The following is a 20,227-nucleotide window of genomic DNA, read 5'->3' on the forward strand; positions in this document are numbered from 1 at the left end:
GGCCGTCGAAGACTACGACGTTGATAGGTTGGGTGTGTAAGCGCTGTGAGGCGTTGAGCTAACCAATACTAATTGCCCGTGAGGCTTGACCATATAACACCCAAGCAATTTGCTGACCTGAAGAGGCGCCAGATTGCGGTGTGTGAAGACGAAACGAACCGAAAGTTCGAGTAAAAACACACAAACTATCGCATACCCATTCGCTGGAACGTGATCCGCAAGGAGAACGAGCCGGCTACCGAATTTCTTGACGACCATAGAGCATTGGAACCACCTGATCCCATCCCGAACTCAGCAGTGAAACGATGCATCGCCGATGGTAGTGTGGGGTTTCCCCATGTGAGAGTAGGTCATCGTCAAGATTAAATTCCGAAACCCCTATCTGCGTATGCAGGTAGGGGTTTTGTTTTGTCCGCAGGAAAACTCATCTGTAGGGTTTCTATGCAACAGCCCGGGGCATGGCTATCATGCGGGCCTCATTGTGAGGCGAGACTTGCATGCTGACGTTGTTAAAGCTTCTTAAGGATGGCCGATTCCATTCGGGCCAGGCTCTGGGCATGGCCTTGGGCATCAGTCGTAGCGCCATATGGAAGCAGCTTCAGCATTTGGAGGCTGAGCTCGGTTTATCCATTCACAAAGTGCGCGGTCGTGGCTATCAACTGGCTGCGCCATTGACGCTGCTCGATCCTGGCGAAATAACGGCGCGGGCATATTCTTGTGATTGGCCCATTCTGGCCTTTGACTCAATTGACTCTACTAATGCTGAAGCCTTGCGCGCTATCGAGCGAGGCCAGGCTGCGCCATTTCTGGTGCTCGCTGAGCGGCAGACGTCCGGTCGCGGACGACGTGGACGCAAGTGGGTGAGTCCATTTGCGGAAAACATCTATTACAGTCTGGTGTTGCGCATTGATGGTGGGATGCGGCAGCTGGAAGGATTGAGTCTTGTCGTAGGGCTCGCCGTAATGCAAGCCTTGCGAGAGTTTGGCATTTCGGGTGTGGGATTAAAGTGGCCCAATGATGTTCTGGTGGGTCAGAAAAAGATTGCCGGAATATTGCTCGAGTTAGTGGGGGATCCTGCTGATGTGTGTCACGTAGTGATCGGTGTTGGAATCAATGTGAACATGCAGATGACTGACGAGGTTGATCAGCAATGGACGTCCATGAGGCTTGAGTTGGGTGAGGCGATCGATCGCAATCACCTGGTTGCAACGTTGGGGTTGATGCTCCAGACCTACTTGGGTCGGCACCAGGTTGGTGGGTTTTCAGCTATCCAGGCGGAGTGGGAGCAGAATCATCTATGGCAGGGGCGGGCGGTGTCGTTGATTGCCGGCGTTAGTCAGATAGATGGAGAGGTGCTGGGTATCGATGGTCAGGGTGCCTTGCGCTTGAAGGTGGATGGTGTGGAAAAAGTCTTTAACGGTGGTGAGCTCAGCCTGAGGTTGCGTGATGATTCTTGAGCTCGATTGCGGAAACAGTTTCATCAAGTGGCGTGTGCTTGGCGCAGATGTGCGGCGAGTGGTTGGTGAGGGTGTTGTTGATTCGGATCTCGCGTTGCTGGAGGGCTTGAAAGGGCTCAACGGACTCGCTCTCAAGCATTGTCGGTTAGTCAGCGTCAGAACCGCCGAAGAAACCAGTGCATTGATTTCTCTGCTGACAGAGGCTTTCGGCGTTTCCGTGGTCTGTGCGTCACCGGCTCGCGAAATGTCCGGAGTTCGAAATGGCTACGAGGAGTTCGAGCGGTTAGGACTTGACCGTTGGCTTGCAATGCTCGGAGGATTCCATTTGGCTTCGGATGCTTGTCTAGTCCTCGACTTTGGCACAGCGGTGACGGCCGACTTTATTGCCAGGGATGGTGAGCATCTCGGAGGGTTCATATGTCCAGGAATGCCCTTGATGCGCAACCAGCTGCGGACCCACACCCGTAAAATTCGTTATGGGGATCTTGCTGCCGAGCGCGCTTTGGAAAACCTCGTTCCAGGTCGTACAACTGTAGAAGCGGTCGAGCGAGGCTGTTTGCTGATGTTGAGGGGCTTTGTCCTGACTCAGTTGGAATTGGCGCGCAGCTATTGGGGAGAAGATTTCTCGGTATTCCTCACTGGGGGCGATGCTGATCTGGTCTCCGAGATCGTGCCCAAGGCCCGGGTGGTTCCGGATCTGGTATTTGTAGGTTTGGCTATGGCGTGTCCCTTGTCCTGAGGTTTTTATGCGTTGGTTGTTCCTGCTGCTGCTTGTTCTCAATGTGTTCTATTACGTCTGGCACCAACAGGAGGCCCCGCTTCGCGCAAAGGATGTAACTCCCTTGAGCTTATACCGGGGTTCACAGCAGGACATTCGTCTGCTGAGCGAGGCGACTGATACGACTAAGGGAAAGTCTACAGATGGCAGTTGCCTCTACTTGGGCGGTTTTGCTCGGCAGGAAAGCGCTCAGGCGCTCCAGCGACGATTGGGTGGCCTGGATATCAAGTTCCAGATATTACCGAAGGATCTCCCTGAATCTGGTGGTTACTGGGTGCGTGTGGCGCCAGATAGCCGGCGTTTGCTGGATGACTTGGCACTGCAAAACCTTTCCAAGGAATTCAATGAGTTAAAACATAAAATAATGCCGTGCGAGGGGGTTGCGCCCGCCGAATAGTTTGCATAGAATGGCGCCCGCTTCGCAGTGAAGACCTTTACCGGTCAACAGCGTGAAGCGAGGTCAACGCAGCTAACCTCAGGTTTTTAATGAGAAAATGCTTGACAGAAGGCTGGCATGATATAGAATGCCGGCTCGCTTAGGAGGGGTTCCCGAGCGGCCAAAGGGATCAGACTGTAAATCTGACGTCTACGACTTCGAAGGTTCGAATCCTTCCCCCTCCACCATTTTTAGCGAGAGCTGTAAGCCTCGCGGGTATAGTTTAGTGGTAGAACCTCAGCCTTCCAAGCTGATGATGCGGGTTCGATTCCCGCTACCCGCTCCAAGTTTACAGGTTTTGCGCAGTGTTACGCTCTTGTAGCTCAGTTGGTAGAGCACACCCTTGGTAAGGGTGAGGTCAGCGGTTCAAATCCGCTCAAGAGCTCCACATCACAAGGCAGATATGAAAATATCTGCCTTTGTTTTAAGGGGTTGGGGTTGCAGTTGGTCGCGCCGCAAGGGTGATCAAGCTATAGGTGCTGGTACTGCCGCCTGGGTCTCAGAGTAAAATGTTGTAAAGTCTTCTTCAGGCCGGCATAATGGTCGGCCTGATTTTGTTTTAGGTCAGTAGCTCAATTGGCAGAGCGACGGTCTCCAAAACCGTAGGTTGGGGGTTCGATTCCCTCCTGACCTGCCAGATTCACTCGGTGTGTCTGGCTTTCTTTTCACAGGATCTTCATAGATGACTCCTAAAGCTGAAGCTCAAGGCTCTCGCTTCGATCTGCTCAAGTGGCTAGTGGTAGTCGCTTTGGTGGTTGTTGGCGTTGTTGGTAATCAGTATTACTCTGCTTCGCCGATCCTGTACCGCGTACTTGCATTGCTTGTGATTGCTGCTGTAGCTGCCTTTGTAGGCCTGCAGACGGTTAAGGGCAAGTCTTTCTTCGTACTGGTTAAGGAAGCGCGTACCGAGATTCGTAAAGTCGTATGGCCAACTCGCCAAGAAACCACGCAGACCACGTTGATCGTTGTGGCTGTTGTCCTGGTTATGGCGTTGCTGTTGTGGGGGCTTGATTCCCTGCTCGGCTGGCTTGTCTCCTTGATTGTCGGCTAAGGGTGTCCCGTGGCTAAGCGTTGGTATGTTGTGCATGCTTACTCGGGTTACGAGAAGCATGTCATGCGTTCGTTGATCGAGCGCGTAAAGCTGGCTGGCATGGAAGATGGCTTCGGCGAGATTCTGGTTCCCACTGAAGAAGTGGTTGAGATGCGTAACGGCCAGAAGCGCAAAAGCGAGCGCAAGTTCTTCCCTGGCTATGTGCTAGTCCAGATGGATATGAACGAGGGTACTTGGCACTTGGTCAAGGATACTCCTCGGGTGATGGGCTTCATTGGCGGTACCGCCGACAAGCCTGCGCCAATCACCGATAAAGAGGCGGAAGCGATTCTGCGTCGTGTCGCGGATGGTAGCGATAAGCCAAAGCCGAAGACGTTGTTCGAGCCGGGCGAGTCGGTACGTGTCAACGACGGGCCGTTTGCCGATTTTACTGGCACGGTTGAAGAAGTTAACTACGAAAAGAGCCGAATCCAAGTGGCAGTGCTCATTTTCGGTCGCTCTACTCCGGTAGAGCTAGAGTTCAGCCAGGTCGAAAAAGTCTAGCTGAGCAAGCATCCCAACCCCGCAGCCCTAGGCTGTGGGGTTTTGTCGTCACTGGGATAAACGCGCAAGTAACCGGGGAGCCTTTCGAGGCGTTCGAACCCGTAATTGGAGTGCCTCATGGCCAAGAAGATTACCGCTTACATCAAGCTGCAAGTGAAGGCCGCTCAGGCTAACCCAAGCCCACCTGTTGGTCCTGCACTGGGTCAGCACGGCGTGAACATCATGGAATTCTGCAAGGCTTTCAACGCCCGTACCCAGGGTATTGAACCAGGTCTGCCGACTCCAGTGATCATCACTGTCTACAGCGACCGTAGCTTCACTTTCGAAACCAAATCCACACCTGCTTCGGTTCTGCTGAAGAAGGCTGCTGGTCTGACTAGCGGCTCCGCTCGTCCGAACACCGTTAAGGTTGGCACCGTGACCCGTGCTCAGCTGGAAGAAATCGCGAAAACCAAAAACGCGGATCTGACTGCAGCTGATATGGAAGCAGCCGTGCGTACTATCGCCGGCTCTGCTCGTAGCATGGGCCTTAACGTGGAGGGTGTGTAATGGCTAAGTTGACCAAGCGTCAAAAGGCTATCGCCGGCAAAATCGAAGCAGGCAAGTCCTACAACTTTGTAGACGCTGCTGCTCTGCTGGCTGAGCTGTCGACTGTCAAGTTCAGCGAGTCGTTCGACGTTGCTGTAAATCTGGGCGTTGACCCGCGTAAATCTGACCAGGTTGTTCGTAGCGCTACTGTGCTGCCACACGGCACTGGCAAGACCGTTCGCGTAGCTGTGTTCACCCAGGGTCCAGCTGCTGAGGCCGCTCTGGCTGCCGGCGCTGACCGTGTAGGTATGGACGACCTGGCTGCCGAAATGAAAGGCGGCGACCTGAACTATGACGTAGTGATCGCATCTCCGGATGCCATGCGCGTTGTGGGTCAGTTGGGTCAGATCCTTGGCCCGCGCGGCCTGATGCCTAACCCTAAAGTCGGCACTGTAACTCCAGACGTAGCTACCGCGGTTAAAAACGCCAAGGCTGGTCAGGTTCGTTATCGCACCGACAAAAACGGCATCATCCACACCTCCGTTGGCAAAGTCGGCTTTGATGCCGTCAAGCTGAAGGAAAACGTTGAAGCCCTGATCGCTGATCTGAAGCGTATCAAGCCAGCTTCCTCGAAAGGTATTTACGTCAAGCGCGTTACCCTGAGCACCACCATGGGTCCAGGTCTGGTCATCGACCAAGGCTCGCTCGACGCGTAAGACACAGGTTGGCGCAAGCGATTGCGTCAATTGAAAGATTGGGGTCCCTGCCTGGCGGGGGCTATCCAAGACCGTAGGCGACGCAAGTCTTAAAACTCAAGCCTACGCAGATGGTGCTCCCGGTTCCTTACCGAATCAGACACCAAAACGACATCCGGCTCCGGTTGGATGAAACGGTAACAAGCAGGAGTTAAACCCGTGGCAATTAAACTCGAAGACAAGAAGGCCATCGTCGCTGAAGTCAACGAGGCTGCCAATGTTGCCCTGTCTGCTGTTGTGGCTGATGCCCGCGGCGTGACAGTTGGCGCTATGACCGGACTCCGTAAAGAGGCTCGTGAAGCTGGCGTTTACGTACGTGTTGTACGTAACACCCTGCTCAAGCGCGCCGTTGCTGGCACTCAATATGACGTGCTCAACGACGTGTTCACTGGCCCGACCTTGATTGCATTTTCGAAAGAACATCCGGGCGCTGCTGCTCGTATCTTCAAAGAATTCGCAAAAGGTCAGGATAAGTTCGAGATCAAGGCAGCTGCGTTCGAGGGCAAGTTCCTCGCAGCTAATCAGATCGACGTACTGGCAAGTCTGCCGACCCGTGACGAAGCAATTTCTCAGCTGATGAGCGTGATTCAAGGCGCAACCAGCAAATTGGCTCGTACTCTGGCGGCCCTTCGCGACCAGAAAGAAGCTGCCGCAGCCTAAGGCTGAGCGACTCCTTTCAGCGTTTATTGTTTATTTCGATGGCCGCGTAGGCTGTCACCCCAATACAGGAATTTATAGTCATGTCTCTGACTAACGACCAAATCATCGAAGCAATCGGCGAAAAATCCGTTCTGGAAATCGTTGAGCTGATCAAGGCCATGGAAGAGAAGTTCGGCGTTTCCGCTGCCGCTGCTTCCGCTGGTCCAGCTGCTGTTGCTGCCGTTGTTGAAGAACAAACTGAATTCAACGTCATGCTGACCGAAGCTGGCGAGAAGAAAGTTAACGTGATCAAGGCAGTACGTGAACTGACCGGTCTGGGCCTGAAAGAAGCCAAGGCTGTAGTTGACGGCGCTCCTGGCATCGTTCTGGAAGCTGTTTCGAAAGATGCAGCTGACAAAGCAAAAGCCACTCTGGAAGAAGCAGGCGCTAAAGTCGAGCTGAAGTAAGCATCGACTTTGCACCTCCAGCCCGAGCGTTAAGCGAAAGGCTGATGGCTGGTGGCTCTTGCCACCGGCCTTTTTCCGTTATTGGCAGCCGACTGGGTCGGTGCTGATAACGAGCTGTAACCACCCGATGCGGTGGCGCAAACCATGGGGTTTGCACGATTTTCTGGCTGCTCCCGTCGGGAGGGGCCAAACAAGCAGGTGACCAAGCTGGGGAACGCTGATGGCTTACTCATATACTGAGAAAAAACGTATCCGCAAGGACTTTAGCAAGTTGCCGGACGTCATGGATGTGCCGTACCTCCTGGCCATCCAGCTGGATTCGTATCGTGAATTCTTGCAAGCGGGAGCGACTAAAGATCAGTTCCGCGACGTGGGCCTGCATGCGGCCTTCAAATCCGTTTTCCCGATCATCAGCTACTCCGGCAATGCTGCGCTGGAGTACGTCGGTTATCGCCTGGGCGAACCGGCATTTGATGTCAAAGAATGCGTATTGCGCGGTGTAACTTACGCCGTACCTTTGCGGGTAAAAGTGCGCCTGATCATTTTCGACAAAGAATCGTCGAACAAAGCGATCAAGGACATCAAAGAGCAAGAAGTCTACATGGGTGAAATCCCCCTGATGACTGAAAACGGTACCTTCGTAATCAACGGTACCGAGCGTGTAATCGTTTCCCAGCTGCACCGTTCCCCGGGCGTGTTCTTCGACCACGACCGTGGCAAGACGCACAGCTCTGGCAAACTGCTGTACTCCGCGCGCATCATTCCTTACCGCGGTTCGTGGCTGGACTTCGAGTTCGACCCGAAAGATTGCGTGTTCGTGCGTATCGACCGTCGCCGCAAGCTGCCTGCATCGGTATTGCTGCGTGCGTTGGGCTATACCACTGAAGAAGTGCTGGACGCGTTCTACACCACCAACGTCTTCCACGTGCAAGGTGAAAACCTCAGCCTGGAACTGGTGCCTCAGCGCCTGCGTGGTGAAATTGCTGTCCTGGATATCCTGGATGACAAAGGCAAGGTTATTGTCGAGCAAGGTCGTCGTATTACTGCTCGCCACATCAACCAGCTGGAAAAAGCAGGGATCAAAGAACTGCAAGTGCCTCTGGACTACGTCCTGGGTCGCACTACTGCCAAGGTCATCGTGCATCCGGCAACCGGCGAAATCCTGGCAGAGTGCAACACCGAGCTGAACACCGAAATCCTGGCAAAAATCGCCAAGGCTCAGGTTGTTCGCATCGAAACTCTGTACACCAACGATATCGACTGCGGTCCGTTCGTCTCCGACACTCTGAAGATCGACTCCACCAGCAACCAATTGGAAGCGCTGGTCGAGATCTATCGCATGATGCGTCCAGGCGAGCCGCCAACCAAAGACGCTGCCGAAACCCTGTTCAACAACCTGTTCTTCAGCCCTGAGCGCTATGACCTGTCTGCGGTCGGCCGGATGAAGTTCAACCGTCGTATCGGTCGTACCGAGATCGAAGGTTCGGGCGTGTTGTGCAAAGAAGACATCGTCGCGGTACTGAAGACTCTGGTCGACATCCGTAACGGTAAAGGCATCGTCGATGACATCGACCACCTGGGTAACCGTCGTGTTCGCTGCGTTGGCGAAATGGCCGAGAACCAGTTCCGCGTTGGCCTGGTACGTGTAGAGCGTGCGGTCAAAGAGCGTCTGTCGATGGCTGAAAGCGAAGGCCTGATGCCGCAAGACCTGATCAACGCCAAGCCAGTGGCTGCGGCGGTGAAAGAGTTCTTCGGTTCCAGCCAGCTTTCCCAGTTCATGGACCAGAACAACCCGCTGTCCGAGATCACCCACAAGCGTCGTGTTTCTGCACTCGGCCCTGGCGGTTTGACTCGTGAGCGTGCTGGCTTTGAAGTGCGTGACGTACACCCGACTCACTACGGTCGTGTATGCCCGATTGAAACGCCGGAAGGTCCGAACATCGGTCTGATCAACTCCCTGGCCGCTTATGCGCGCACCAACCAGTATGGCTTCCTCGAGAGCCCGTACCGTGTGGTGAAAGACGCTCTGGTCACCGACGAGATCGTGTTCCTGTCCGCCATCGAAGAAGCCGATCACGTGATCGCTCAGGCTTCGGCCACGATGAACGACAAGAAAGTCCTGATTGACGAGCTGGTAGCTGTTCGTCACTTGAACGAGTTCACCGTCAAGGCGCCGGAAGACGTCACCTTGATGGACGTATCGCCGAAGCAGGTAGTTTCGGTTGCAGCGTCGCTGATCCCGTTCCTCGAGCACGACGACGCCAACCGTGCGTTGATGGGTTCGAACATGCAGCGTCAAGCTGTACCAACCCTGCGTGCTGACAAGCCGCTGGTCGGTACCGGCATGGAGCGTAACGTAGCCCGTGACTCCGGCGTTTGCGTCGTGGCTCGTCGTGGCGGCGTGATCGATTCCGTCGACGCCAGCCGTATCGTGGTTCGTGTTGCTGATGACGAAGTTGAAACCGGCGAAGCTGGTGTCGACATCTACAACCTGACCAAGTACACCCGCTCCAACCAGAATACCTGCATCAACCAGCGTCCGCTGGTGAGCAAGGGTGATCGGGTTCAGCGCAGCGACATCATGGCTGACGGTCCGTCCACCGATATGGGTGAACTGGCTCTGGGTCAGAACATGCGTATCGCGTTCATGGCGTGGAACGGCTTCAACTTCGAAGACTCCATCTGCCTGTCCGAGCGTGTTGTTCAGGAAGACCGTTTCACCACGATCCACATTCAGGAACTGACCTGTGTGGCGCGTGACACCAAGCTTGGGCCAGAGGAAATCACTGCAGATATCCCGAACGTGGGTGAAGCTGCACTGAACAAACTGGACGAAGCCGGTATCGTTTATGTAGGTGCTGAAGTTGGCGCAGGCGACATCCTGGTGGGTAAGGTCACTCCGAAAGGCGAGACCCAGCTGACTCCGGAAGAAAAACTGCTGCGTGCGATCTTCGGTGAAAAAGCCAGCGACGTTAAAGACACCTCCCTGCGTGTGCCTACCGGCACCAAGGGTACCGTCATCGACGTACAGGTCTTCACCCGTGACGGCGTTGAGCGTGATGCTCGTGCACTGTCGATCGAGAAGACTCAACTCGACGAGATCCGCAAGGACCTGAACGAAGAGTTCCGTATCGTTGAAGGCGCCACTTTCGAACGTCTGCGTTCCGCTCTTGTCGGCCACAAAGCCGAAGGCGGCGCCGGTCTGAAGAAAGGTCAGGACATCACCGACGAAGTTCTCGACGGTCTTGAGCATGGTCAGTGGTTCAAACTGCGCATGGCTGAAGATGCTCTGAACGAGCAGCTCGAGAAGGCTCAGGCCTACATCGTTGATCGCCGCCGTCTGCTGGACGACAAGTTCGAAGACAAGAAGCGCAAACTGCAGCAGGGCGATGACCTGGCTCCAGGCGTGCTGAAAATCGTCAAGGTTTACCTGGCAATCCGTCGCCGCATCCAGCCGGGCGACAAGATGGCCGGTCGTCACGGTAACAAAGGTGTGGTCTCCGTGATCATGCCGGTTGAAGACATGCCGCACGATGCCAATGGCACCCCGGTCGACGTCGTCCTCAACCCGTTGGGCGTACCTTCGCGTATGAACGTTGGTCAGATCCTTGAAACCCACCTGGGCCTCGCGGCCAAAGGTCTGGGCGAGAAGATCAACCGGATGATCGAAGAGCAGCGCAAAGTGGCTGAGCTTCGTACTTTCCTGGACGAGATCTACAACCAGATCGGCGGTCGTAACGAAGATCTGGATAGCTTCTCTGACCAGGAAATCCTGGATCTGGCGAAGAACCTGCGTGGCGGTGTTCCAATGGCCACTCCAGTGTTCGACGGCGCCAAGGAAAGCGAAATCAAGGCCATGCTGAAACTGGCAGACCTGCCAGAAAGCGGCCAGATGCAGCTGACCGACGGCCGTACCGGCAACAAGTTCGAGCGCCCGGTTACTGTTGGCTACATGTACATGCTGAAGCTGAACCACTTGGTAGACGACAAGATGCACGCTCGTTCTACCGGTTCGTACAGCCTGGTTACCCAGCAGCCGCTGGGTGGTAAGGCGCAGTTCGGTGGTCAGCGTTTCGGGGAGATGGAGGTCTGGGCACTGGAAGCATACGGTGCCGCTTACACTCTGCAAGAAATGCTCACAGTGAAGTCGGACGATGTGAACGGCCGTACCAAGATGTACAAAAACATCGTGGATGGCGATCACCGTATGGAGCCGGGCATGCCCGAGTCTTTCAACGTGTTGATCAAGGAAATTCGTTCCCTCGGCATCGATATCGATCTGGAAACCGAATAACACGTGACGCGAATCGAGAGCGGGGCAGGATTGCCCGCTCTCTGCTCCGCCAGGAGGAAAGGCCTTGAAAGACCTACTGAATTTGCTGAAAAACCAGGGTCAAGTCGAAGAGTTCGACGCCATCCGTATTGGATTGGCATCGCCTGAGATGATCCGTTCGTGGTCGTTCGGTGAAGTTAAAAAGCCGGAAACCATTAACTACCGTACGTTCAAACCTGAACGTGACGGCCTGTTCTGCGCCAAGATCTTTGGCCCGGTAAAGGATTACGAGTGCCTGTGCGGTAAGTACAAGCGCTTGAAGCACCGTGGTGTGATCTGCGAGAAGTGCGGCGTTGAAGTCGCGCTGGCCAAAGTTCGTCGTGAGCGCATGGCGCACATCGAACTGGCTTCGCCAGTTGCCCACATCTGGTTCCTGAAGTCGCTGCCGTCCCGTATCGGCTTGCTGATGGACATGACCCTGCGTGATATCGAACGCGTTCTCTACTTCGAGAGCTATGTCGTTATCGATCCAGGCATGACCACCCTTGAAAAAGGTCAGCTGCTCAACGACGAGCAGTACTTCGAAGCGCTGGAAGAGTTTGGCGACGATTTCGATGCCCGCATGGGTGCCGAAGCTGTCCGTGAACTGCTGCACGCTATCGACCTGGAGCACGAGATTGGCCGTCTGCGTGAAGAAATTCCGCAAACCAACTCCGAAACCAAGATCAAGAAGCTGTCCAAGCGTCTGAAGTTGATGGAAGCCTTCCAGGGTTCCGGCAACCTGCCAGAGTGGATGGTGCTGACCGTTCTGCCGGTTCTGCCGCCAGATCTGCGTCCACTGGTCCCGCTGGATGGCGGTCGCTTTGCGACTTCCGACCTCAACGATCTGTATCGTCGAGTGATCAACCGTAACAACCGCTTGAAGCGTCTGCTTGATCTGTCCGCTCCGGACATCATCGTGCGCAACGAAAAGCGTATGTTGCAGGAAGCTGTCGATGCATTGCTCGACAACGGTCGTCGTGGTCGCGCTATCACCGGTTCGAACAAGCGTCCTCTGAAATCCCTGGCTGACATGATCAAGGGTAAGCAGGGTCGTTTCCGTCAGAACTTGCTCGGTAAGCGTGTTGACTACTCGGGTCGTTCGGTAATTACCGTTGGTCCGACCCTGCGTCTGCACCAGTGCGGTCTGCCGAAGAAGATGGCTCTCGAGCTGTTCAAGCCGTTCATTTTCGGCAAGCTGGAAATGCGTGGTCTTGCTACCACCATCAAAGCTGCCAAGAAGATGGTCGAGCGCGAGCTGCCAGAGGTTTGGGACGTTCTCGCTGAAGTGATTCGCGAACACCCGGTTCTCCTCAACCGTGCACCGACCCTTCACCGTCTGGGTATCCAGGCGTTTGAACCGGTACTGATCGAAGGTAAGGCTATCCAGCTGCACCCTCTGGTCTGTGCTGCGTACAACGCCGACTTCGACGGCGACCAAATGGCCGTGCACGTACCGCTGACACTGGAAGCCCAGTTGGAAGCGCGTGCGTTGATGATGTCGACCAACAACATTCTGTCGCCAGCCAACGGTGAGCCAATCATCGTTCCGTCGCAGGACGTTGTATTGGGTCTGTACTACATGACTCGTGAAGCGATCAACGCCAAGGGCGAAGGTCGTGTGTTCGCGGATCTGCAGGAAGTTGACCGTGTGTTCCGTGCCGGCGAAGCCGCACTGCACGCCAAGGTCAAAGTGCGGATCAACGAAACCGTCAACGATCGTGATGGTGGCAGCGTCAAGAACACCCGTATCGTCGACACCACTGTCGGTCGTGCGCTGTTGTTCCAGGTTGTTCCACCTGGCCTGTCGTACGACGTCGTCAACCAGCCGATGAAGAAAAAGGCGATCTCCAAGCTGATCAACCAGTGCTACCGCGTGGTTGGTTTGAAAGAGACCGTGATCTTCGCTGACCAGTTGATGTACACCGGTTTTGCCTATTCGACCATTTCCGGCGTTTCCATCGGTGTTAACGACTTCGTTATCCCGGATGAAAAAGCCCGCATCATCGGTGCTGCCACCGACGAAGTGAAAGAGATCGAAAGTCAGTACGCCTCCGGCCTGGTAACCCAGGGCGAGAAGTACAACAAAGTGATCGACCTTTGGTCCAAGGCGAACGACGAAGTTTCCAAGGCGATGATGGCCAACCTCTCGAAAGAGAAAGTCATCGACCGTCATGGCGTCGAAGTCGACCAAGAGTCTTTCAACTCGATGTACATGATGGCTGACTCGGGCGCACGGGGTTCTGCTGCGCAGATCCGTCAGCTCGCCGGTATGCGTGGCCTGATGGCCAAGCCGGACGGTTCCATCATCGAAACGCCAATTACTGCGAACTTCCGTGAAGGTTTGAGCGTACTTCAGTACTTCATCTCCACTCACGGTGCTCGTAAAGGTTTGGCGGATACCGCGTTGAAAACTGCGAACTCCGGTTACCTGACTCGTCGTCTGGTAGACGTGGCGCAGGATCTGGTTGTGACCGAGATCGATTGCGGCACCGAACATGGCCTGGTAATGACTCCGCACATTGAAGGCGGTGACGTTGTTGAGCCGTTGGGTGAGCGCGTATTGGGTCGTGTTATTGCCCGTGACGTGTTCAAGCCAGGTACCGAGGAAATTATCGTTCCTGCCGGCACTCTGGTAGACGAGAAGTGGGTCGAATTCATCGAGCTGAACAGCATCGACGAAGTGATCGTGCGTTCGCCGATCAGTTGCGAAACCCGCTACGGCATTTGCGCCAAGTGCTACGGCCGTGACTTGGCTCGTGGTCACCAGGTGAACATCGGTGAAGCGGTCGGCGTTATCGCTGCCCAGTCCATCGGTGAGCCGGGTACCCAGCTGACCATGCGTACGTTCCACATCGGTGGTGCGGCAAGCCGGACCTCCGCAGCCGACAGCGTTCAGGTGAAGAATGGCGGTACCGTCCGTCTGCACAACCTGAAGCACGTTGAGCGAGTGGATGGTTGCCTGGTTGCTGTGTCCCGTTCCGGTGAGCTGGCGATTGCTGACGACTATGGTCGTGAGCGCGAGCGCTACAAGCTGCCGTACGGTGCTGTGATTTCGGTGAAAGAAGGTGACAAGGTCGACGCTGGCGCAATCGTGGCCAAGTGGGATCCGCACACTCACCCAATCGTTACCGAAATGAAAGGTACCGTGACCTACGTAGGCATGGAAGAAGGCATCACGATCAAGCGTCAGACTGACGAATTGACCGGTATGACCAACATTGAAGTACTCGACGCCAAAGACCGTCCAGCTGCCGGTAAAGATATCCGTCCTGCTGTGAAGATGGTTGATGACAATGGCAAGGATCTCTTGCTGCCGGGTACCGACGTAATTGCTCAGTACTTCCTGCCTGCTAACGCCTTGGTCGGTGTGGCGGACGGTGCGAAAATCGCGATCGGTGATGTTATCGCTCGTATTCCGCAAGAAACTTCGAAAACCCGTGACATCACCGGTGGTCTGCCGCGTGTTGCCGACTTGTTCGAAGCCCGTCGTCCGAAAGAAGCCTCGATTCTGGCTGAAGTCAGCGGCACCATCGCGTTCGGTAAAGAGACCAAAGGCAAGCGCCGTCTGGTCATTACCCCGAACGACGGTAGCGATCCGTACGAAGAGCTGATTCCGAAGTGGCGTCACCTGAACGTCTTCGAAGGCGAACAGGTAAACCGCGGCGAAGTTATCTCCGACGGCCCGAGCGATCCACACGACATCCTGCGTCTGCTGGGTGTGAGTGCGCTGGCCAAGTACATCGTGAACGAGATCCAGGACGTTTACCGTCTGCAAGGCGTGAAGATCAACGATAAGCACATCGAGACCATCCTGCGTCAGATGCTGCGTAAAGTTGAAATCGCTGAATCCGGCGATTCCAGTTTCATCAAGGGCGACCAGATGGAATTGACTCACGTTCTGGTAGAGAACGAGCGTCTGGCTGGCGACGAGAAATTCGTTTCCAAGTTCACTCGCGTACTGCTGGGTATCACCAAGGCGTCGTTGTCCACCGAATCGTTCATCTCGGCGGCTTCCTTCCAGGAAACCACTCGCGTACTGACCGAAGCGGCGGTAACCGGCAAGCGCGATTACCTGCGCGGCCTGAAAGAAAACGTGGTCGTGGGTCGTCTGATCCCGGCAGGTACCGGTCTGGCTTATCACAGCGAGCGCAAGCGCCGCCGTGATGCTGACAAACCGTTGCGCGTAAGCGCCAGTGAAGTGGAAGCTGCACTGACCGAAGCGCTGAACTCGAGCGGTAACTGAGTTCTGCGATAAATGAGCGTAAGGCCCTGGCCATTCCGTTCATCGAATCGAGACAATTTGTCGAGGTTGGATGAGCGGGGAGGTCGGGGCCTTGCCTTGACTGGGGGCAAGATCCTCTTTAGACTCTTGTACCCCTAAATTTGGCGGGAATTCGTTCCTGCCATTTTGCTTTTCTTGCAAGACAATAGCGTCGCAAGACAACAGTGGAGCTAGTAGATGGCAACTATCAACCAGCTGGTACGTCAGCCGCGTAAGCGTATCGTCGAGAAATCCGACGTGCCTGCGCTGCAGAACTGCCCGCAACGTCGTGGCGTATGCACCCGTGTGTATACCACCACGCCGAAAAAACCTAACTCGGCACTGCGTAAAGTATGCCGTGTGCGTCTGACCAACGGTTTCGAGGTTTCCTCGTACATCGGCGGTGAAGGCCACAACCTGCAAGAGCACAGCGTGGTACTGATCCGCGGCGGTCGTGTAAAAGACTTGCCAGGTGTTCGTTACCACACCGTACGCGGTTCTTTGGATACTTCCGGCGTTAAAGGTCGTAACCAGGGTCGTTCGAAGTACGGTACCAAGAAGCCTAAGTAGTAGTGGCTTTTTGTAAAAACTGATTTTCTATTTTTCTGAGTCGATAAGAGTAAGGTCGGAGGCGTCCCGAAAGGGCACCGATTCCGAGCGAACCTGAAGACCGTTTGAGGGCTTATCCATGCCAAGAAGACGCGTAGCAGCCAAGCGCGAAGTGCTTGACGATCCAAAATACGGCAGCCAAATTCTGGCCAAGTTCATGAACCACGTAATGGAAAGCGGCAAGAAAGCCGTTGCCGAGCGTATCGTTTATGGCGCGCTGGAAAAGGTTAAAGAACGCAAGAACAGCGATCCCCTGGAAATCTTCGAGAAAGCTCTCGACGCCATCGCTCCGCTGGTCGAAGTAAAGTCGCGCCGTGTAGGCGGTGCTACTTACCAGGTTCCGGTCGAAGTTCGTCCGTCCCGTCGTAACGCTCTGGCAATGCGCTGGTTGGTAGACTTCGCCCGTAAGCGCGGCGAGAAGTCTATGGCTCTGCGTTTGGCTGGCGAACTGTTGGACGCTGCCGAAGGCAAAGGTGCTGCAGTTAAGAAGCGTGAAGACGTGCACCGTATGGCTGAAGCCAACAAGGCTTTCTCGCACTACCGCTTCTAATTTTAGCGTCACTAATTTTGCGAGGGCTTTATGGCTCGTACTACACCGATTAACCGCTACCGTAACATTGGTATCGTTGCTCACGTGGATGCTGGTAAAACCACCACCACCGAGCGCGTCCTTTTTTACACTGGCAAAAGTCACAAGATGGGCGAGGTGCATGACGGCGCCGCGACCACAGACTGGATGGTTCAGGAGCAGGAGCGTGGTATTACCATTACTTCTGCTGCCATTACCGCCTTCTGGCAGGGTTCCGAGAAGCAGCACAAGGACCAATACCGCTTCAACGTCATCGACACCCCGGGCCACGTTGACTTCACTATTGAAGTTGAGCGTTCCCTGCGTGTTCTCGACGGCGCGGTCGTTGTGTTCTGCGGCACCTCGGGTGTTGAGCCTCAGTCGGAAACCGTATGGCGTCAAGCCAACAAGTACGGCGTTCCACGTCTTGTTTACGTAAACAAGATGGACCGTGCTGGTGCCAACTTCCTGCGCGTGATCGGTCAGATCAAGCAGCGTTTGGGTCACACTCCGGTGCCAATCCAGTTGGCCATCGGTTCCGAAGACAACTTCCAGGGTCAGATCGATCTGATGGCCATGGAGGCTGTTTACTGGAATGACTCTGACAAAGGCATGGTTCCAGTTCGCAAGCCTATCCCTGCTGAACTGCAGGAACTGGCTGACGAGTGGCGCGGCAACATGGTTGAGGCTGCGGCCGAAGCCAGCGAAGAGCTGATGAACAAGTACCTCGAAGGTGAAGAGCTCACCAACGCGGAAATCAAGGCCGCTCTGCGTCAGCGTACTATCGCTGGTGAGATCGTTCTGGCTGTTTGCGGTTCTTCCTTCAAGAACAAGGGTGTTCCCCTGGTTCTCGACGCCGTGATCGACTACCTGCCTGCTCCTACCGACATTCCTGCCATCAAGGGTACTGACCCGGATGACGAGACCAAGGAAATGGAGCGTCACGCAGACGACAGCGAGCCGTTCTCGGCTCTGGCGTTCAAGATCGCTACCGACCCATTCGTGGGTACCTTGACCTTCGTTCGAGTTTACTCGGGCGTGTTGGCCTCCGGCGACGGCGTGATCAACTCGGTTAAAGGCAAGAAAGAGCGCGTGGGTCGTATGGTGCAAATGCACGCAAACGCCCGTGAAGAAATCAAGGAAGTGCGCGCTGGTGACATCGCGGCCTTGATCGGCATGAAGGACGTCACCACTGGTGAAACTTTGTGCAACGCTGACAAGCCAATCATTCTGGTTCGCATGGACTTCCCGGAGCCGGTTATTTCGGTTGCCGTTGAGCCTAAGACCAAGGATGACCAGGAAAAAATGGGTATCGCTCTGGGCAAACTTGCTCAGGAAGACCCGTCTTTCCGCGTCAAAACTGATGAAGAGACTGGTCAAACGATCATCTCTGGCATGGGCGAGCTGCACCTGGACATCCTGGTTGACCGGATGCGCCGTGAGTTCAACGTCGAAGCCAACATCGGTAAGCCTCAAGTTTCGTACCGTGAGCGCATCACGAAGAGCTGCGAAATCGAAGGCAAGTTCGTTCGTCAGTCCGGCGGTCGTGGCCAGTTCGGTCACTGCTGGATCCGTTTTGCACCTGCTGACGAAGGTCAGGAAGGTCTGCAATTCCTGAACGAAGTAGTGGGTGGTGTGGTTCCTAAGGAATACATCCCGGCTATCCAGAAGGGTATCGAAGAGCAGATGAAGAACGGTGTGGTTGCCGGCTATCCGCTGATCGGCCTGAAGGCTACCGTGTTTGATGGTTCCTACCACGACGTCGACTCCAACGAGATGGCGTTTAAGGTGGCTGCTTCCATGGCGACCAAGCAACTGGCCCAGAAGGGCGGTGGTGAGCTGCTTGAGCCGATCATGGCGGTAGAGGTTGTTACGCCTGAAGACTATATGGGTGACGTGATGGGCGACCTTAACCGTCGTCGCGGCATGATTCTGGGTATGGAAGATACGGTCTCCGGTAAGGTGATCCGTGCTGAAGTTCCATTGGGTGAGATGTTCGGTTATGCGACCGACGTTCGTTCGATGTCCCAGGGTCGCGCAAGCTACTCTATGGAATTCAAAAAATACAATACAGCTCCGTCGCACATCGTCGAAACTGTTACCAAAAAACAAGGCTGATTCAGCCCCTTTAGGCTAGGAGTTAATTGTCGTGGCTAAAGAAAAATTTGATCGTTCCCTTCCGCACGTCAACGTTGGCACCATCGGTCACGTTGACCACGGTAAAACCACTCTGACTGCAGCTCTGACTCGCGTTTGCTCCGAAGTTTTCGGTTCGGCAATCGTTGATTTCGACAAGATCGACAGCGCTCCAGAAGAAAAAGCTCGCGGTATCACCATCAACACCGCGCACGTTGAGTACAACTCGAAGATCCGTCACTACGCTCACGTTGACTGCCCAGGTCACGCTGACTATGTGAAGAACATGATCACCGGTGCTGCTCAAATGGACGGCGCTATTCTGGTTTGCTCGGCCGCTGATGGTCCGATGCCGCAAACCCGTGAGCACATCCTGCTGTCCCGTCAGGTAGGCGTTCCGTACATCGTGGTTTTCCTGAACAAGGCTGACCTGGTAGACGACGCTGAGCTGCTGGAACTGGTTGAGATGGAAGTTCGCGACCTGCTGTCCACCTACGACTTCCCGGGCGATGACACTCCAATCATCATCGGTTCGGCTCGTATGGCGCTGGAAGGCAAAGACGACAACGAAATGGGCACCACTGCCGTTCGTAAACTGGTTGAAACTCTGGACAGCTACATCCCAGAACCAGTTCGTCTGACCGACAAGCCGTTCCTGATGCCAATCGAAGACGTATTCTCGATCTCCGGTCGCGGTACTGTTGTGACTGGTCGTATCGAGCGCGGTATCGTTCGCGTTCAAGATCCGCTGGAAATCGTTGGTCTGCGTGACACCACCGTCACCACCTGCACCGGCGTTGAAATGTTCCGCAAACTGCTCGACGAAGGTCGTGCTGGCGAGAACTGCGGCGTTCTGCTGCGTGGCACCAAGCGTGATGACGTTGAGCGTGGTCAGGTTCTGGTTAAGCCGGGTTCGGTTAAGCCGCACACCAAGTTCACCGCAGAAGTTTACGTTCTGAGCAAGGAAGAAGGCGGCCGTCATACTCCGTTCTTCAAAGGCTACCGTCCACAGTTCTACTTCCGTACTACTGACGTGACTGGTAACTGCGAGCTGCCAGAAGGCGTTGAAATGGTAATGCCAGGTGACAACATTCAGATGACTGTTACCCTGATCAAAACCATCGCGATGGAAGACGGTCTGCGTTTCGCTATCCGTGAAGGCGGTCGTACCGTCGGCGCTGGCGTCGTAGCCAAAATCATCGAGTAAGCTCTTTTTGAGTAAGCTTTGATGAGTTGAAAAAGCCCCCGCTTAGCGGGGGCTTTTTTATTGGGTTGACACCTATATGGGGCGTCTATAGAATTGCGCCTCCTTTTAACGGGCGTATTGCGCTCGGTGGGAATAGCAGCCGGAGTCTGAAATCCAATGCAAAATCAGCAAATCCGTATCAGGTTGAAGGCTTTTGACCATCGCCTGATCGACCAATCCACCCAGGAAATCGTGGAAACCGCGAAACGTACTGGTGCTCAAGTGCGTGGTCCAATTCCACTGCCTACCCGTAAAGAGCGGTTCACCGTTCTGGTCTCCCCGCACGTCAACAAAGACGCGCGTGACCAGTACGAGATCCGTACTCATAAGCGCGTTCTGGACATCGTCCAGCCAACGGATAAAACCGTTGATGCTCTTATGAAGCTTGATCTTGCGGCCGGTGTGGAAGTGCAGATCAGCCTCGGCTAAGACTCGGTC

16 protein-coding genes, 4 tRNA genes and 2 rRNA genes are annotated in these 20,227 nt (G+C 54.9%); all 22 read left to right on the forward strand.

Translation table 11 applies throughout. From position 1 onward, the window contains the following. Window positions 1-93, forward strand: a 23S ribosomal RNA gene (locus tag KGB14_RS08085); the annotation flags it as partial. A gap of 153 nt (window positions 94-246) precedes the next feature. Further along, window positions 247-362: ribosomal RNA gene (rrf, locus tag KGB14_RS08090) — 5S ribosomal RNA — on the forward strand. Window positions 363-497: 135 nt separating this feature from the next. After that, the gene (gene birA, locus KGB14_RS08095; protein ID WP_223485529.1) at window positions 498-1,457 is read left to right on the forward strand and encodes a bifunctional biotin--[acetyl-CoA-carboxylase] ligase/biotin operon repressor BirA; all 960 of its coding nucleotides are present in this window, start codon (window positions 498-500) and stop codon (window positions 1,455-1,457) included. After that, the gene (locus KGB14_RS08100; protein ID WP_223485531.1) at window positions 1,447-2,196 is read left to right on the forward strand and encodes a pantothenate kinase; all 750 of its coding nucleotides are present in this window, start codon (window positions 1,447-1,449) and stop codon (window positions 2,194-2,196) included. The genes birA and KGB14_RS08100 overlap by 11 nt, the downstream gene beginning before the upstream one ends. Window positions 2,197-2,203: 7 nt before the next feature. Further along, entirely contained in the window at window positions 2,204-2,632 is a 429-nt protein-coding gene (locus KGB14_RS08105) for an SPOR domain-containing protein (protein WP_223485533.1), read from the forward strand. 142 nt (window positions 2,633-2,774) lie between these two features. Further along, window positions 2,775-2,859 (forward strand) — tRNA-Tyr (locus KGB14_RS08110). Between the two features lie 24 nt (window positions 2,860-2,883). Then, window positions 2,884-2,957: transfer RNA gene (locus tag KGB14_RS08115), tRNA-Gly, on the forward strand. A 26-nt stretch (window positions 2,958-2,983) separates the two neighbouring features. Next, a tRNA-Thr gene (locus KGB14_RS08120) sits at window positions 2,984-3,059 on the forward strand. A 173-nt stretch (window positions 3,060-3,232) separates the two neighbouring features. After that, window positions 3,233-3,308 (forward strand) — tRNA-Trp (locus KGB14_RS08125). A 45-nt stretch (window positions 3,309-3,353) separates the two neighbouring features. Beyond that, window positions 3,354-3,722 carry a preprotein translocase subunit SecE gene (secE, locus tag KGB14_RS08130; RefSeq protein WP_007896620.1) on the forward strand — a complete coding sequence of 123 codons (369 nt, stop codon included), beginning with the start codon at window positions 3,354-3,356 and terminating at the stop codon, window positions 3,720-3,722. Window positions 3,723-3,731: 9 nt separating this feature from the next. Then, on the forward strand, window positions 3,732-4,265 hold the full coding sequence (nusG, locus tag KGB14_RS08135; RefSeq protein WP_007933727.1) for a transcription termination/antitermination protein NusG: 534 nt from the start codon (window positions 3,732-3,734) through the stop codon (window positions 4,263-4,265). 117 nt (window positions 4,266-4,382) lie between these two features. Further along, window positions 4,383-4,814 (forward strand): 50S ribosomal protein L11, encoded by a 432-nt coding sequence (gene rplK / locus KGB14_RS08140; RefSeq protein WP_008008888.1) that lies wholly within the window; start codon window positions 4,383-4,385, stop codon window positions 4,812-4,814. Then, complete coding sequence (gene rplA, locus KGB14_RS08145; RefSeq protein ID WP_007896626.1) at window positions 4,814-5,509, forward strand: 50S ribosomal protein L1; 696 nt, start codon at window positions 4,814-4,816, stop codon at window positions 5,507-5,509. The genes rplK and rplA overlap by 1 nt, the downstream gene beginning before the upstream one ends. A gap of 198 nt (window positions 5,510-5,707) precedes the next feature. After that, on the forward strand, window positions 5,708-6,208 hold the full coding sequence (rplJ, locus tag KGB14_RS08150) for a 50S ribosomal protein L10 (protein WP_007896629.1): 501 nt from the start codon (window positions 5,708-5,710) through the stop codon (window positions 6,206-6,208). A gap of 80 nt (window positions 6,209-6,288) precedes the next feature. After that, a complete protein-coding gene (gene rplL / locus KGB14_RS08155; protein WP_007896630.1) occupies window positions 6,289-6,654 on the forward strand; it encodes a 50S ribosomal protein L7/L12 in 366 nt (121 codons plus the stop codon). A gap of 220 nt (window positions 6,655-6,874) precedes the next feature. Beyond that, window positions 6,875-10,948: a DNA-directed RNA polymerase subunit beta gene (gene rpoB, locus KGB14_RS08160; protein ID WP_223485535.1), complete on the forward strand. Its 4,074-nt coding sequence runs from the start codon at window positions 6,875-6,877 to the stop codon at window positions 10,946-10,948. A 64-nt stretch (window positions 10,949-11,012) separates the two neighbouring features. Continuing rightward, the gene (gene rpoC, locus KGB14_RS08165) at window positions 11,013-15,212 is read left to right on the forward strand and encodes a DNA-directed RNA polymerase subunit beta' (RefSeq protein WP_223485537.1); all 4,200 of its coding nucleotides are present in this window, start codon (window positions 11,013-11,015) and stop codon (window positions 15,210-15,212) included. 216 nt (window positions 15,213-15,428) lie between these two features. Then, window positions 15,429-15,800 carry a 30S ribosomal protein S12 gene (gene rpsL / locus KGB14_RS08170; RefSeq protein WP_002555494.1) on the forward strand — a complete coding sequence of 124 codons (372 nt, stop codon included), beginning with the start codon at window positions 15,429-15,431 and terminating at the stop codon, window positions 15,798-15,800. Window positions 15,801-15,918: 118 nt separating this feature from the next. After that, window positions 15,919-16,389 (forward strand): 30S ribosomal protein S7, encoded by a 471-nt coding sequence (gene rpsG, locus KGB14_RS08175; protein WP_002555493.1) that lies wholly within the window; start codon window positions 15,919-15,921, stop codon window positions 16,387-16,389. 30 nt (window positions 16,390-16,419) lie between these two features. Next, entirely contained in the window at window positions 16,420-18,525 is a 2,106-nt protein-coding gene (gene fusA / locus KGB14_RS08180) for an elongation factor G (RefSeq protein WP_083375647.1), read from the forward strand. Window positions 18,526-18,556: 31 nt separating this feature from the next. Continuing rightward, on the forward strand, window positions 18,557-19,750 hold the full coding sequence (gene tuf / locus KGB14_RS08185; RefSeq protein WP_027924378.1) for an elongation factor Tu: 1,194 nt from the start codon (window positions 18,557-18,559) through the stop codon (window positions 19,748-19,750). Between the two features lie 156 nt (window positions 19,751-19,906). Then, window positions 19,907-20,218, forward strand: coding sequence for a 30S ribosomal protein S10 (rpsJ, locus tag KGB14_RS08190; RefSeq protein ID WP_003186070.1), 312 nt, complete (start codon window positions 19,907-19,909; stop codon window positions 20,216-20,218). The last annotated feature ends 9 nt before the right edge of the window (window positions 20,219-20,227 follow it).

Source organism: Pseudomonas sp. A-RE-19, assembly GCF_019956555.1.
In the GTDB taxonomy this organism is placed as follows: domain Bacteria; phylum Pseudomonadota; class Gammaproteobacteria; order Pseudomonadales; family Pseudomonadaceae; genus Aquipseudomonas.

Bases quoted from the DNA above. Each gene is read 5' to 3' on its own strand.
- fusA (WP_083375647.1), top strand. From the start codon at position 16,420: ATGGCTCGTACTACACCGATTAACCGCTACCGTAACATTGGTATCGTT.
- rplA (WP_007896626.1), top strand. From the start codon at position 4,814: ATGGCTAAGTTGACCAAGCGTCAAAAGGCTATCGCCGGCAAAATCGAA.
- rplK (WP_008008888.1), top strand. From the start codon at position 4,383: ATGGCCAAGAAGATTACCGCTTACATCAAGCTGCAAGTGAAGGCCGCT.
- rpsJ (WP_003186070.1), top strand. From the start codon at position 19,907: ATGCAAAATCAGCAAATCCGTATCAGGTTGAAGGCTTTTGACCATCGC.
- birA (WP_223485529.1), top strand. From the start codon at position 498: ATGCTGACGTTGTTAAAGCTTCTTAAGGATGGCCGATTCCATTCGGGC.
- KGB14_RS08100 (WP_223485531.1), top strand. From the start codon at position 1,447: ATGATTCTTGAGCTCGATTGCGGAAACAGTTTCATCAAGTGGCGTGTG.
- secE (WP_007896620.1), top strand. From the start codon at position 3,354: ATGACTCCTAAAGCTGAAGCTCAAGGCTCTCGCTTCGATCTGCTCAAG.
- KGB14_RS08105 (WP_223485533.1), top strand. From the start codon at position 2,204: ATGCGTTGGTTGTTCCTGCTGCTGCTTGTTCTCAATGTGTTCTATTAC.
- rpsL (WP_002555494.1), top strand. From the start codon at position 15,429: ATGGCAACTATCAACCAGCTGGTACGTCAGCCGCGTAAGCGTATCGTC.
- rpoB (WP_223485535.1), top strand. From the start codon at position 6,875: ATGGCTTACTCATATACTGAGAAAAAACGTATCCGCAAGGACTTTAGC.
- rpsG (WP_002555493.1), top strand. From the start codon at position 15,919: ATGCCAAGAAGACGCGTAGCAGCCAAGCGCGAAGTGCTTGACGATCCA.
- rplL (WP_007896630.1), top strand. From the start codon at position 6,289: ATGTCTCTGACTAACGACCAAATCATCGAAGCAATCGGCGAAAAATCC.